The organism is Flavobacterium hibisci, from assembly GCF_020026925.1.
Classification (GTDB): Bacteria; Bacteroidota; Bacteroidia; order Flavobacteriales; family Flavobacteriaceae; genus Flavobacterium; species Flavobacterium hibisci.
Genome location: NZ_JAIQDW010000011.1, coordinates 117,008 through 131,850, shown reverse-complemented (window position 1 = coordinate 131,850; position 14,843 = coordinate 117,008). Strand labels below are relative to the sequence as shown.

11 protein-coding genes are annotated in these 14,843 nt (G+C 36.3%); 8 read left to right on the top strand and 3 right to left on the bottom strand.

Going from position 1 to position 14,843, the window contains the following annotated elements; genetic code table 11:
- Window positions 1-3 precede the first annotated feature (3 nt).
- The 8 genes from K8B81_RS12980 to K8B81_RS12945 are packed head-to-tail and all read left to right on the top strand — an operon-like array spanning window position 4 to window position 7,890.
- A complete protein-coding gene (locus K8B81_RS12980) occupies window positions 4-1,158 on the top strand; it encodes a Gfo/Idh/MocA family protein (RefSeq protein WP_223682024.1) in 1,155 nt (384 codons plus the stop codon).
- Between the two features lie 10 nt (window positions 1,159-1,168).
- Window positions 1,169-2,221, top strand: coding sequence for a sugar phosphate isomerase/epimerase family protein (locus tag K8B81_RS12975; RefSeq protein ID WP_223682023.1), 1,053 nt, complete (start codon window positions 1,169-1,171; stop codon window positions 2,219-2,221).
- 20 nt (window positions 2,222-2,241) lie between these two features.
- On the top strand, window positions 2,242-2,604 hold the full coding sequence (locus K8B81_RS12970; protein WP_223682022.1) for a c-type cytochrome: 363 nt from the start codon (window positions 2,242-2,244) through the stop codon (window positions 2,602-2,604).
- Between the two features lie 8 nt (window positions 2,605-2,612).
- Window positions 2,613-4,076 (top strand): Gfo/Idh/MocA family protein, encoded by a 1,464-nt coding sequence (locus K8B81_RS12965; protein ID WP_223682021.1) that lies wholly within the window; start codon window positions 2,613-2,615, stop codon window positions 4,074-4,076.
- Between the two features lie 29 nt (window positions 4,077-4,105).
- Window positions 4,106-4,816, top strand: a complete 711-nt coding sequence (locus K8B81_RS12960) for a 3-keto-disaccharide hydrolase (protein ID WP_223682020.1) — start codon at window positions 4,106-4,108, stop codon at window positions 4,814-4,816.
- 40 nt (window positions 4,817-4,856) lie between these two features.
- Window positions 4,857-6,086, top strand: coding sequence for a nucleoside permease (locus K8B81_RS12955; RefSeq protein ID WP_223682019.1), 1,230 nt, complete (start codon window positions 4,857-4,859; stop codon window positions 6,084-6,086).
- A 22-nt stretch (window positions 6,087-6,108) separates the two neighbouring features.
- Window positions 6,109-6,999, top strand: a complete 891-nt coding sequence (locus tag K8B81_RS12950) for a hydroxypyruvate isomerase family protein (RefSeq protein ID WP_223682018.1) — start codon at window positions 6,109-6,111, stop codon at window positions 6,997-6,999.
- Window positions 7,000-7,017: 18 nt separating this feature from the next.
- Window positions 7,018-7,890: a sugar phosphate isomerase/epimerase family protein gene (locus K8B81_RS12945; RefSeq protein WP_223682017.1), complete on the top strand. Its 873-nt coding sequence runs from the start codon at window positions 7,018-7,020 to the stop codon at window positions 7,888-7,890.
- Window positions 7,891-8,055: 165 nt separating this feature from the next.
- On the opposite strand, the gene K8B81_RS12940 is transcribed toward K8B81_RS12945, so the two are convergent.
- From K8B81_RS12940 to K8B81_RS12930, 3 genes are read right to left on the bottom strand one after another with little or no spacing between them, the layout of a single operon-like run.
- Entirely contained in the window at window positions 8,056-12,042 is a 3,987-nt protein-coding gene (locus K8B81_RS12940; protein WP_223682016.1) for a T9SS type A sorting domain-containing protein, read from the bottom strand.
- Between the two features lie 46 nt (window positions 12,043-12,088).
- Window positions 12,089-12,850 (bottom strand): LytR/AlgR family response regulator transcription factor, encoded by a 762-nt coding sequence (locus K8B81_RS12935; RefSeq protein WP_223682015.1) that lies wholly within the window; start codon window positions 12,848-12,850, stop codon window positions 12,089-12,091.
- Between the two features lie 10 nt (window positions 12,851-12,860).
- Complete coding sequence (locus K8B81_RS12930) at window positions 12,861-14,792, bottom strand: tetratricopeptide repeat-containing sensor histidine kinase (RefSeq protein ID WP_223682014.1); 1,932 nt, start codon at window positions 14,790-14,792, stop codon at window positions 12,861-12,863.
- Between the last annotated feature and the right edge of the window lie 51 nt (window positions 14,793-14,843).

Sequence of the window (14,843 nt, the reverse complement as noted above, 5' to 3'; positions counted from 1 at the left end):
AATATGAGAAAATTAAAAATGGGAATGATTGGCGGTGGCAAAAATGCTTTTATTGGAGCAGTTCATCGCATTGCAGCTAACATGGATGGTTTAATAGAACTGCATTGTGGTGCTTTTAGTTCTAATCCTGATGTATCCCTTGAATCCGGTAAAGAATTGGGTTTGCCTCAGGATAAATGTTATGAATCATATGACCAAATGATTAAAACCGAAGCAAAATTACCTTCTGATGAAAGAATGGATTTTGTTTCGATAGTAACACCCAATCATGCCCACTTTGCCCCTGCTATGCTGGCATTAGAAAATGGTTTCCACGTTGTTCTGGACAAGCCGATGACACTGACTTTAGCGGAAGCCAAATTATTGGAACAAAAAGTAAAACAAACAGGACTTTATCTGTGTTTAACGCATACCTATGCCGGTTATCCGATGGTAAAACAAGCCCGAAAAATGGTAGCTGAAAACGATTTTGGAGCCATTCGAAAAATAATGGTTGAATATCCGCAAGGCTGGCTGAGCACCGACTTTGAAAATGCAGGAAACAAACAGGCTGTATGGAGAACAGATCCGTCTAAAAGCGGAATCAGCGGTTGTATGGGAGACATTGGAACTCATGCAGCACACTTGGCAGAATACATTTCAGGATTGAAAATAACTCAGATTTGTGCCGACATCAACACTGTAGTTGCCAACCGAAGACTGGATGACGATGGAAATGTACTCCTTAAATTTGATAACGGCGCCAATGGAGTTTTGGTAGCCAGCCAAATTGCCGCCGGTGAAGAAAACAGCTTAAAAATCAAAGTTTATGGAGAAAAAGGCGGCCTGGAATGGCACCAAATGGAGCCGAACACTTTAATTGTAAAATGGCAGGACGCCCCCGCTCAATTGTATCGTACCGGAAACGGATATTTATCGTCAATTGCCGCTTTTAATACCCGAATTCCAAGCGGGCATCCGGAAGGATACCTGGAAGCTTTCGGGAATTTATACAAGAATTTTGCCCTGGCTTTACAATCGAAATCACAAGGCAAAGAACCAACAGAAAACATGCTTGATTTTCCAACAGCAGCAGATGGTGTACGCGGAATGGCTTTTATAGAAAATGTAATCGCCTCCGGAAAATCAACTCAAAAATGGACAGAATTTATAATTTAAATTACTACTAATGACCACAATGCAAGGACCTGCGGTTTTTTTAGCGCAATTTATATCGGATGAAGCTCCGTTTAATTCTTTGGAAGGAATTTGCCAATGGGCAGCCAACCTTGATTTTAAAGGAATACAAATTCCTACTTTAGATTCGCGGTTTATTGATCTGCAAAAAGCCGCTGAAAGCAAAACATATGCTGATGAACTTACCGGAATAGTGGGTTCGTACGGATTAAAAATATCTGAACTTTCTACACATTTACAAGGTCAGCTGGTCGCTGTACATCCTGCGTATGATGACTTTTTTGATGGATTTGCTCCACAGAAATTACGAGGAAATCCAAAAGCAAGGCAGGAATGGGCGGTACAGCAATTGCATTACGCAGCAAAGGCTTCTCAAAATTTAGGACTTAATGCGCATGCTACTTTTAGCGGTTCGTTATTGTGGCAATATTTTCATCCCTGGCCACAACGTCCGCCTGGTTTAATCGAAGATGGGTTCAAAGAACTGGCGAACCGCTGGCTGCCAATATTGAATGAATTTGATAAAAATGGTGTAGATGTTTGCTACGAAATTCATCCTGGAGAAGACTTATTTGATGGCGAGACTTACGAAATGTTTCTCAAAGCTGTACACAATCACGAACGAGCCTGTATTCTCTACGATCCTTCGCATTTTGTCCTGCAGCAATTGGATTATATTCAATATATCGATTTTTACCATGAACGAATCAAAGCTTTCCATGTTAAGGATGCCGAATTTAATCCAACAGGAAAACAAGGAACCTTTGGAGGCTACCAAAGCTGGCTGAACCGTGCAGGCCGTTATCGTTCACCTGGCGATGGTCAGATTGATTTTAAAACCATTTTTAGCAAATTAGCACAATACGATTACAAAGGATGGGCCGTAATGGAATGGGAATGCTGTTTAAAAAATCAGGAAGATGGTGCCCGTGAAGGAGCCGAATTTATAAAAAAACACATTATCAAAGTGACGGAGAAAGCTTTTGATGATTTTGCTGCGGTAGAAACCAATACACAGCTTAACAGGAAAAATTTAGGATTATAAATTTGTTTAATTAATACCATATGAAAATTAAAATTTTAGTTGCAATGATAGTTTTGGGCGCTTTATACTCTTTTTCGAATTATGAATCGGCTCCTGCAGAATACAGTGTCATAAAGCAAGCCAAACCTTCGGAAGGAGAAGCCTTAATAAAAAAAGAAGATTGTGCTACCTGTCATAAAATAGACAAAAAAGTAGTCGGTCCCTCCTATTTAGACATTGCCAAAAAATATCCAATGAACGATAAAAATGTCAAATATTTAACGGAGAAAATCACAAAAGGAGGTTCAGGCGTCTGGGGTGCAATACCTATGTCGGCTCATACTGCATTAAAAAAAGATGATGCAAAGAAAATTGCAATATACATTCTATCATTGAACAAATAAATAAACCTATGGATCAGGACTTCAATAAAAGTAAAGAACCAGAATCGACTATACGCAGGGATTTTCTAAAAAAAGGAGTGCTGGCGACTGCCGCATTTATGATTATTCCAAGACACGTAATGGGCAGAGGCTTTGTAGCTCCGAGTGACAAATTATCAATTGCCAGTATTGGTATTGGCGGAAAAGGAAGATCCGATATCGCGTCTTTTGAAAGAAGCGGCATTGCCAATATCGCTTATTTATGCGATGTTGATACAAGAAGAGCTGCTGACAGCGTAAATGCTTATCCGAAAGCAAAATTTTACAAAGACTGGCGTGAAATGTTAGATAAGGAACATAAAAATTTTGATGCAGTATCTGTTTCTACACCCGATCACAATCATGCTATTCAGGCTTTTTCAGCCATGCAATTAGGCAAACATGTATATGTACAAAAACCATTGACGCATGATATCTACGAAGCCCATATGCTGACTGAGGCAGCAAAACGCTATAAAGTAGTGACACAAATGGGAAATCAGGGATCATCTAATGATGGTACCCGGATTTTAAAGGAATGGTACGAAGCTGGTTTAATTGGCGATGTACACACGGTTTACGCCTGGACTGACAGACCTGTATGGCCACAGGGAATTCCATGGTCAACAGCAAAAACCGAAATCCCCAAAGAACTAGACTGGGATTTATGGCTGGGTACTGCTCCCTATAAAAATTATGTCGACAAATTAGTACCGTTCAACTGGCGTGGTTGGTGGGATTACGGAACCGGTGCATTAGGAGATATGGGATGCCATTTGATGGAGGCACCATTCTCTGTATTAAATCTAAAATATGCCAAAGATGTGCAATGCAGCGTTGGCTCCGTTTATGTTGATGAGTTCAGAAGAGGCTATTTTCCGGAAAGCTGTCCTCCTTCAAGTCATGTGACATTAACTTTTCCAAAAACGAATAAAACGAAAGGCGACATCAAAATTCACTGGATGGATGGTGGTATCCAGCCTGACCGCCCTGAGGAATTAGGGGCTAATGAAATCTTTGGTGATGGCGGAAACGGCACTTTATTCATTGGAAAAAAAGGGAAAATGCTTTGTGACACTTATAGTGAGAACCCACGATTACTGCCTTTAAGCCGTAATGAAAATCTAAAAATAAAAGAAAAATATCCTCGTGTAAAAGACGGTGCAAATGGCCATCAAAAACAATGGATTGAAGGATGTATTGCCGGTTATGGTAAAAAAGAACTGAGTTCACCATTTGAAATCGCAGGCCCTTTAACAGAAGCTTTATTAATGGCTAATCTTGCCGTAAGAGGATATGACTTGCACAAAGAGTATTTAGGTGAAGATGTGTATCCGGGCCGTTCCGTTAAATTACTTTGGGATAATGATGCCAAGAAGGTAACCAATGTAGACGATGTAAATCAATTTGTAAAACGCAATTATAGAGAAGGCTGGAAAAACCTGAGCTTCTAAAAAATAGTAAAGAATTAAAAAGTAAAACCATGAAAAAGATTATCACAGCAGTATTAGCATTCACTTTATTACAAACCTTACACGCCCAAAAAGGATTCAAGCCTATTTTTGACGGAAAAACAACAACGGGCTGGCATACCTATGGTAAAAAAACAGCAAGTGCCGGATGGAAAGTTGAAGATGGTGTACTGCATTTTGACCCTGAAGCTGCCAAAAACGGACAGGGCGGAGATTTAGTCACGGATGCCGAATATGAAAACTTCCATTTAAAATTAGAATGGAAAGTCGCTCCGAATGCGAATAGCGGAATTATTTTTTATGTGAATGAAAATCCGCAAAAATACCCAAACACGTATGAAACTGGTTTAGAAATGCAGGTTTTGGACAATGATGGCCATCCTGACGGAAAAATAACAAAACACCGCGCCGGGGATTTATACGATTTAATTCAAAGCAAATCGGAGCCAGTTAAACCAGTTGGAGAATGGAATACGGCAGAAGTGGTTTGCAAAAACGGAAAACTGAGCTTAGTTTTAAACGGCGTTATTGTTGTTGAAACGGTACTTTGGGATGATAATTTTAAAGCCCTGGTTGCCGGAAGTAAATTCAAAGCATGGCCGGCTTTCGGAACATTCAAAAAAGGAAAAATTGCTTTGCAGGATCACGGCAACAACGTATGGTACCGCAATATTTCTATTAAAGAATGGAATACTATGGAAACTACAACCGGCTGTAAATAATATTAGCTCAAAACCTATCTAACCAAATTAACCACTATATATGAATACAACTATCCGAATTAAATTATCTGTAATGATGTTCCTGGAATTTTTTATCTGGGGAGCATGGTTTGTTACTCTTGGCACTTTTTTAGGAAGCAACCTAAAAGCTTCCGGTGCAGAGACAGCAGCCGTTTTTTCTACTCAATCCTGGGGAGCTATTATTGCTCCTTTTATCATAGGTTTGATTGCAGATCGTTATTTTAATGCGGAGAAAATCTTAGGTATTTTACATCTGGCAGGTGCTTTTTTAATGTATCAAATGTATCAATCTACAGATGTTAGTATGTTTTATGCTTATGTCTTGAGTTATATGGTTTTGTATATGCCAACATTGGCTTTAGTAAATTCGGTTGCATTTAATCAGATGAAAGATGCCGAAAAGGAATTTGCAAATATCAGGGTTTGGGGTACAATTGGATGGATTTTGGCAGGACTGTCGATCAGTTTCTTTTTTCATTGGGATTCAGCAGAAGCAGTTTCTAATGGTTTGCTTAAAAATACATTTCTTTTAGCAGGGATTGCAGCTTTGGCTTTAGGTTTATTGAGTTTTACTTTACCAAAAACCCCTCCAAAAGTTAGTGAAGGAAAAATTAGAATCGCAGATATTATTGGTCTTGATGCCTTAAAGCTTTTAAAGGATAAAAATTTCCTGATATTCTTTATTTCATCCATTCTGATTTGTATTCCGTTAGCTTTTTATTATCAAAATGCACATCCTTTCCTGACAGCAGCCGAAGTTGAAAATCCAACAGGAAAAATGGCTATAGGACAGATATCCGAAGCGTTGTTTTTGTTATTTATTCCAGTATTTTTTGCCCGTTTTGGATTTAAGAAAACTATTTTGGTGGGTATGTTGGCCTGGGCTATCCGCTACGTTTTATTTGCTTACGGAAATGGCGGTGATTTGAGTTTCATGCTGATTACCGGAATCGCATTACACGGAATTTGTTACGACTTTTTCTTTGTATCAGGACAAATTTATACCAATTCAAAAGCAGGCGAAAAATACAAAAGCGCCGCTCAGGGTTTGATTACGCTCGCTACTTATGGCATCGGAATGTTGATTGGATTTGCAGTTGCAGGCTGGATTACGGACAATTATAAAACTGTCGAAGGAGCGGTCAACTGGGTGATGGTATGGATTATACCAGCCGGAATCGCATTTGGTGTATTCCTTCTTTTTGCGCTTTTATTTAAGGATAAAAACAAATTGGCAAATGAAATTTGAGTATTTTTAAAGTAAAAAAATAATGAGTACAACTTTTAACAGAAGGACTGCTATAAAAGGTATTCTTGCCGGGACTGTAACCTTAGGAGTTCCGGCGGATTTATTTGCTTTGGCTAAGCCTGAAGAAGAATCTAAATCAGATACAATGCTGAAAGGAAGGATTAATCATTCGGTAGCGCGTTGGTGCTTTAATGATTTTGATATTGAAACGCTTTGTTCAGAAGCTAAAAAAATTGGAATAACCGGTATTGATCTGGTTGGGCCAAAAGACTGGCCGGTACTAAAAAAACACAATCTTGTTTCGACTATGTGTAATGGTGCCGAATTAAATCTGGTGGACGGTTTCAATGATCAGAAATTTCATGAACAGCTGATTAAAAATTATACGGAAATGATTCCGCTGGTAGCTCAGGCCGGTTACAAAAACCTCATATGCTTTAGCGGCAACACAAGAGGAAAAACCGATGAAGAAGGCTGGAATAACTGTGTCCTGGGTTTACAAAAACTGATTCCACTGGCAGAAAAGCATAAAGTAACCCTGGTTATGGAATTACTGAACAGTAAAATCAATCATAAAGATTACCAATGCAGCAAAACATACTGGGGAGTAGAATTGGCAAAACGAATCAACTCTGAAAATTTTAAACTGCTCTATGATATTTACCACATGCAGATTGACGAAGGGGATGTTATCAGAACCATTAGAGAAAATCATAAATACATTGCCCACTATCATACAGGCGGAGTTCCAGGCCGGAATGAAATTGATGAAACACAGGAACTCAATTACAGCGCTATCATGAAAGCTATTGCAGATACCGGTTTTACAGGATTTGTAGGGCAGGAATTTATTCCGCTGCAAAAAGATAAAATAGCCTCTTTGAAAAAGGCAATTGCAATTTGTGACATCTAACTTAATAAAGTAAAAACAATGATAAAGAGAAGAGATTTTATAATTAACAGCGGGTTGGTTTTAGGTGCACTGGCAATTGCCCCTTCCCTTGCGTTTTCGGCTAAGCCAAAAAATATCGGACTTCAGCTGTATACTTTGAGAGAAGATTTTTCTAAAAATGTAAAAGGAGTTTTAGAACATGTATCTAAATCAGGCTACAAAGAAGTAGAAACGTATGGATTCTCTGCAGATAAAGGTTTTTTTGGCACTTCTGCAAAAGATTTCAAAAAAATATTGACTGATAATGGTCTTAAAGCACCGAGCGGGCATTATGATTTTAATTCGTTTATAAAAGACAATAATGCCGATTTCCTAAAAGCCTGTATTGAAGGTGCCAATCAATTAGGAAGCGAGTATATAACGGTTCCATATTTAGATGAACAATTAAGAAGTGATTTAGACAGTTACAAACGAATTGCCCAGAAAATAAATGAAGCAGCCGTTTTATGCAAACAATCAGGATTAAAATTAGCGTATCATAACCATGATTTTGAATTTAAAAAGCATGGAAATCAAACCGGATATGATATTTTATTGCAGGAAACGGATAAAAAATTAGTTGATTTTGAACTGGATTTATACTGGGTAGTTCGCTCAGGAAATGATCCTTTGCAAATGTTTAAAGCGAATCCGGGACGATTTACGATGTGGCACGTAAAAGACATGGACAAATCCAAAGCAGAATGGAATACGGAAGTTGGAGAAGGAAGCATCAACTTTAAAGACATATTCGCACAGGCCAAACTATCCGGAATGCAGCACTTTTTTGTGGAACAGGAAACAAATTACTCTCCAAATCCAATGGAATCTGTTAAAACAAGTTCCGAGTTTGTCTCTAAAAATTTGATTTAGGCATAACAATTCAATAGATATCAAGCTGTTAAGCTAAATCACTTAGCTTTAACACCTTGAAAAAGATATCATGGAACCTTTTCATAATTTCAGATAATAAAAAAAGCCTTTCAAAATCTCCGGACTTTGAAAGGCTTTTAAGCAGAATAAATAATGTACCTAAATTTATTCCTTAATTAATTTTTCTACTTTGACTCCTTTTTCAGTAGTGATTCTGACAAAGTAAAGTCCGTTTGGCTTATTCGAAATATCCAACTTAGCAGTAGTATCATTTTCAATTGAAGTCTGAAGCAGTCTTCCCTGAACATCAAACAGTTCAATATATTTTATAATAGTATCACAGTTGACATTTACATTGCCTTTAGTTTGATTAGGATATAGTGAAATACTTTTATCAACTTCAAAATCCTTATTTCCTAATGATTCAAAAACAGTTTCAGCTTTATTGGTTTCAATTGGTGCATTGTAATCAAAAAAGATATTAGCCGTTTTGTCTACGAAATCACCATTCAGAAGATCATCTGCGCTTTTTATTTTAAACAAAATATTTCCGTGACCACCTACAGGGTTTTTCTTTTTGGAAGTTGAAGAAGCAGCCAAATGGATTTTGTCAAAAACAAATTCAACAATATTTCCGTGAATAACGGTCTTGGAAGAATGTGATGAATTTAACAGCTGTAGAGAACTAATGTCGTATTTGCTTTCATCAACAGCAATTTTCACTACTATATTCTCAGCTTCATACGTTCCGGTATTTTCAAAATTGACAATATAATGCAGGTATTCACCAATTGTACTTGGAGAAACGCTCTCGCCTTCCAGACACGTAATATCGTTAGGATCAAATGAGCCTACAACGGTTTGATGATACGTAAAACTATTGTCCGCAGGTGATTCATCTCCGGCAACGGGTGTTATAGCAACTGTAAAGTTAAATATATCTCCATTATTTACCGTCGGAGTTTCTACCGGACTATTTACATTGAATTCCAAATCGATTGTACGGCTTTCAAAAGGAAGTAAACCATTGTAATTCCACTCTAAATTATTGGTTGTTTCAGTATCAGCCGAAGGTGTAGCCGAAAGCAAATCCATTTTTGAATCATCAAAAGCCAATGTAATATTGCCCGAAAGCACCTGATTTCCTTTGTTTTTATAGACAATCCTGTATGCTGAATCAAAGCCCGGTCTTGCAGGGGTAATTGGACTGATCACTATTTCAACATCGGGATGTACTCCATTTGCAGACAAACAAAAGCTTTGATAATTGGTGTTGTAATTATTATCAGTAAAGTCAATTGTAGCACTTGCAGGTGAGATATTGAAAGCACCCGCATTTTCTATATTTGGAAATATACTATAAGTTCCTGCCTGTGTATAGAATGTGGAAGTTCCGTCAGTATTGGTAAAAGCTGAACCTGTAGTTGTTCCGTCGTTTATATCTATCCTGATGTTTGGATGCAAGGGATCGTTAAGATTACAGCCATTATTGTTTCCATCAAATATTGTCGTTCCCACAACTGTATTATGCTGTCCTCCAGGAGTGAAGCTACAGTACGAATTTGCCACTGTTGCCGTCATTCCCATGCTGTTCAGTTGCGATTGCACATACGCCATTTGAGCATCATCGGCACAAATGTAAGCTAAGCCCGGATTTCCGGAAAAATCCAGAGTTTCACTACGGCCATTTTTCATGAATAAATTCGTAAGCAAATTATTAGCACAATATAAATTTGAAAGATTTTTTAATGAACTCACATCAAGTGTTGTGATTTGATTATTAGTACAGGATACCGTATTAAGTGCCGGACAATTAGCAACATTAAGATTTGTAATCTGGTTATATCTGCAATCAATAGATCTTAAATTTGATAAAGTAGTAATATCAATATTCGTCAATTGATTATTTCTGCATTCGATATCCAAAAGATTTGTCAGACCACTAAGATCAAGAGCCGTAAGCTGATTAACACTGCATCCTAAATATAACAGTGACGTTAAATTGCTGACATCAAGATTTGTCAATTCATTACCGCTGCAATGTAAATTTGTAAGCTTGGTCAGGTTATTTACATTCAGTCCGGAAAGTTTATTAGCACCGCATTGCAAATAGTCCAAATTGGTTAAATTATTTACATCCAGCGTAGTCAGTTTATTGTTGTTGCAGCTTAAGTTGGTCAGGTTTGTAAACGTATTTACATCCAGACTTGTGAGTAAATTATTGCCGCAATGTAGTTTTGTAAGCTGGCTTAGTCCGCTCAAGTTTAAAGTAGTAAGCGCATTGAAGCTACAATTTAATGTTGTAATATTAGGCATTCCCAAAACATTTAATGTACTTATAGTATTATAGGAACAATCTAATTCCTTAATATTGATTAAACCAATCATATTAAGATTCGAAAGTTGATTGTGCGCATAATTCAAATTTGTCAATTGTGTTAAGCCTATCAAATCTAAACTCGTCAATAAATTATAAGAACAATCTAAAGTAGTCAGATTTGTCAGTCCGTTTACAATTAAGGAAGGAAGACGATTTTTGGAACATTTTAATTGTTCCAGCAGCGTTAAATTATTTACATCCAAAGAAGTAATTACGTTTCCTAATGCGCCCAATACACCATTATAACCATAGTTAGAACAATCTAAATATTTCAGTTTTGTTAATCCTCCGACAGCTAAAGAAGTAATTTGGTTTCCTATGGTGGTTGTCGAAATATGATTCGAGCAATCCAGATATTCCAGATTTGTTAATCCACTCACATCTAAACTTCCCAGAACGTTGTTATTGCAATCCAAATATTTCAAATTAGGAACACTGCTTAAATCGATATTGGTAATTTTGTTCAGGCTAAAATTTAAGGAAGTCAGGCTGGTTAAATTCGTTAAACTTAGACTTGTCAATTTATTATTGCTGCAGTTCAGTGAAGCCAGATTGTTTAAACCATTTAAGTTTAAACTCGTTAATTTACCGTTGGAACAATTGATAGATTTAATATGAGTTGTCCCCGAACCGTTTACAGTAAAACTGGTGGTTTGGTTATTAAACAGATTAATATTGGCAAGCGTATTAAGTCCGGATACATTTAGAGTGATGTTTGCCGGAGATAAATTTAAATTAAAATTTTCAATAGCAGGAAAACCATTTAAGGTTAAATCTGAATTTGAACCTGTGTATTGAAACGTTTTCAAAGCTGTCAGGTTCGATCCATTGATAATTAAATTATTAGGCAGGTACGAACAGGCTAAAGTTTTAAGATTGCTTAAACCACTCAGATTTAAAGTAGTAATGTGGTTTTCGCCACAGCTTAATTCTGTTAAAAGAGTTGTATTGCTTAAATCTAAACTTGTAATTTGATTATAAAAGCAATCCAGCTTCGTAAGTTTAGATAAACTACTAACATCCAGACTCGTAAGAAGATTATAATTACACTCAAGGCTATCCAGGTTTGTTAAACCATTTAAATTAAGAATAGCCAAATTATTATAGCTACAAATCAATGATTTAAGATTGGTTAAGCCATTTAGATTAAGATTGGTAAGTTTATTAGTTTCACAAAGCAATAATTCAAGACTGGTTAATCCGGCAAGATCAAGGCTTGTAAGTTCATTGCTGCTGCAAAATAGCGTTTTAACACTGGTTGAACCATTGACATTAAGGCTTGTCAGTTTATTATTACTGCAGAATAAAATCTTAAGATTACTTAAACCACTAACATCCAGACTGGTTAATCGGTTTTGGTCCAGAAAAAGATTGACAAGATTGGTTAATGTACTGACATTAAATGCCGTCAGATAATTGGCTGAACAATTTAAGTTTGTCAGATTGGTTAAAGCTGTAACATCCAGGTTTAAAAGGATGTTATTGGAACAATCTAAATTTTTAAGATTGGTAAAACTGGCAATTCCTGTTAAATTAAGAATTCCTGAATTCGAAACTTTCAGCTGATATACTGCTAAGGCTTCATTAGTATCAATTTCACCGTTGTTGTTGGCATCTATTTTAATTGAAATACCAGCGGAATTCAGTGCTATGGAATTTGTAACATCAGCTTCCAGCAATTTGGCTTTGAAATTTGCATCGGGGACAGCAACATTTTGTGCCTTTACTATCGTGGTCAGTAAAAGCACAAACAAAAGTATTTTTCTTTGCATAATTAAAAGGTTGTTTTTGGATTAGTTTATAGTTTGGAGATATATCTTATAAGGATTTGATCATTTCCTGCAGTTTCTCCTTTTTGCTTTGGGCAATTGGAATATTACTGTTATCGGCCATAATTACATAACCGCCATCTGATTTTATATATGATTTCAAATACGAAAGGTTAATTAAATGCGATTGGTGAATGCGTTCAAAACCATGTTCTGCGAGCAGTTCTTCGTATTCTTTTAATGTTTTTGAAATTAAAACCGGCTTGTGATTTTTTATAAAAAACTCGGTATAATTGGCTTTCGCTTCGCAGCGAATAATATCTGCAACTTCAAACAAATGAATGCCATCGCTTGTTGATAAAGCGATTCGCTTGAAATTATCTACTTTTTTCCGAATGTTTTCAAGCAGTAAATCAATGTTTTCAAAAGAATTCTTTTTGCCGACAGCATCTTTAATTTTTACCATTGTATCCTGCAATTCTTCAGGATCTACGGGTTTCAGAATAAAATCTAAAGCACTGAATTTAAACGCTTTTAAAGCATATTGTTCATGAGCCGTAATAAAAACAACATGTGCTTTAAGTTTTCCATTTATTTTTGAAAGATTTTCCAGAATGTCAAAACCTGTTCCGTCAGTCAGATGAATATCGAGAAAAATAACCTGAGGCTTTAGTTTTTCAATAGCGGCTATTCCTGTTTTAACACTTTCGGCTTCACCAATAATAAAAATATCATTCGTGTAGCGTTCTAAAAGTGCTTTTAAACCTGTTCGTAGATGTTTGTCATCGTCTATAAGTAAGGCTGTTATCATTGGCTTTTTGTTATGATATATATTGAACAGGCAAATACAATATTGCTTTTGTACCTGTTTGTTTGTTTGAATTTAATTCCAGAATTTCAATTTTTGCTGATTTGGATGTAATGGATTCCATAATCTTAAGGCGTTTTTTTGTAATATCCAATGCCATTGACTGATGTGCCGTAACCGAATTTTCTTTTAAGAGTTTAGATTCTGATAGTCCAATTCCGTCATCAGTAATAGTGCAGATCAGTTGCTCGTTTTGTACATCAAAATCGACATTTATTTTTCCTTTTCCTTCTTTGGGAACCAAACCGTGAAGGATCGCATTTTCAACAAAAGGCTGAATCAGCAAAGGAGGCAGTCCCACATTGAATTCTACATTTTCGCTTGAATGGATTTCGAATTCAAATTTATTCTCAAAACGAAGCTGTTCCAGTTCCAGATAATTCTGAAGGCTTTCGATTTCTTTGTCTATCGGAATAAGAGAACCTTTAGAATATTCAAGTGTCAGACGCATCAGCTTTGAAAATTTCGACAAATATTTCAGCGCCGAGTCGGTTCCGTTCTGTACAATAAAACTCGAAATTGAACTCAGGCAGTTGAACACAAAATGCGGATTCATTTGCATATGAAGTGCTTTCTGTTCGTATTCCGCCAATTCTTTTTTAAGTGTGAGTTGGCGTTTTACCTGCATTCGGTTATAAATGACCCAGCCTAAAACAACGAGTAAAATACCTCCCAAGACAGAGAACACAATCAACTGAAATTCTCTTTTGTGCTTTTCAGAAAGTAAGGCCTCTTTTTTCTTATACTCATAATTCATTTCCGCCATTGCAAACTTTTTGCTGGTTTCCTGATTGATGATACTGTCACGGGCAATAATTGATTTTTTATAATGAGCCAGTGCAGCTTCAGGTTCTTTTAAGGATTCGTACAATTCACTTAGCAATTCTTCTGTGTGGAAAGTTTGATCGAGTACGCCAATTTCCTGAGCATAGGCCAATGATTTCGTAGCAAAATGTACAGCCTCTTTGTATTTTTTCTGCTCCTGCAACAACAATCCAATGTTGTACAAAGCAAGAGAAGCCCCGAATTTATTCTGAATTTCCTCATACAAAGCCAATGATTTCTGATAATATTCATTTGCCAGAATAAAATTCTTCTGTGCTTTATAATAATCTCCTAAATAATTATTGAGTAATGCAGAACCGCGTTTGTTTTCGTTTTTCTCAAATCCTTTTTGAGCTTTCCGGTAAAACTGAATCGCATTTTGATATTCCCCAGTTTCAAAATAAATAACACCAATATTAGTCAATGTCATTGGGGCATTTTTTTCACTTAAAAGAGTTTGTATCTTGTGTGCCTCTTTGAGATATTGCAATGCTTTAGGATATTTTTGCTGCGATTTATAGAGAATTCCAATATTATTCAGCGTTTTAGAAATGCCTTCCTTTTGGTCAATCTGTTGATATAATTTTAGGCCTTTTTCATAATTTTTTAATGATGAGGTATAATCTCCCTGCTCGGAATACACAACTCCGGAACTTGTATAAGCACGAGCCAGACCGCTTTTTATTCGCTTTTTGTTGGCTTCTTTTTGCAATGCGATTTCAAATTCTGATTGTGCTTTTTTAAAGAATTTCAGGGCATCCGGATAATTTCCGAGTATTATAGAAGCATTTCCCTGGTTTACATATGCTGTTGCCAATCCAAAATGATATTCGTTTTTTAAACTAATAACAATTGCTTTCTGAGCGTAAGAAAAAGTCAAATCAGGATCAATTTCTTTATATAAGTCGGCTATTTTATTATATTGATCAACTTTGATCGTGTCAGTCTTAGTGTTTTCAACCACCCTTTTTAAACTATCTAACTGAACATTTTGTGCATGTAATATTCCGCAGATATGAAAGACGAAAAAGAAAATTATAAGATGTAATTTTAGATTCACTTTGCTTGTTTTTGGTTGTTGTCTGACAAATGTATAATATGTTTCTTACTA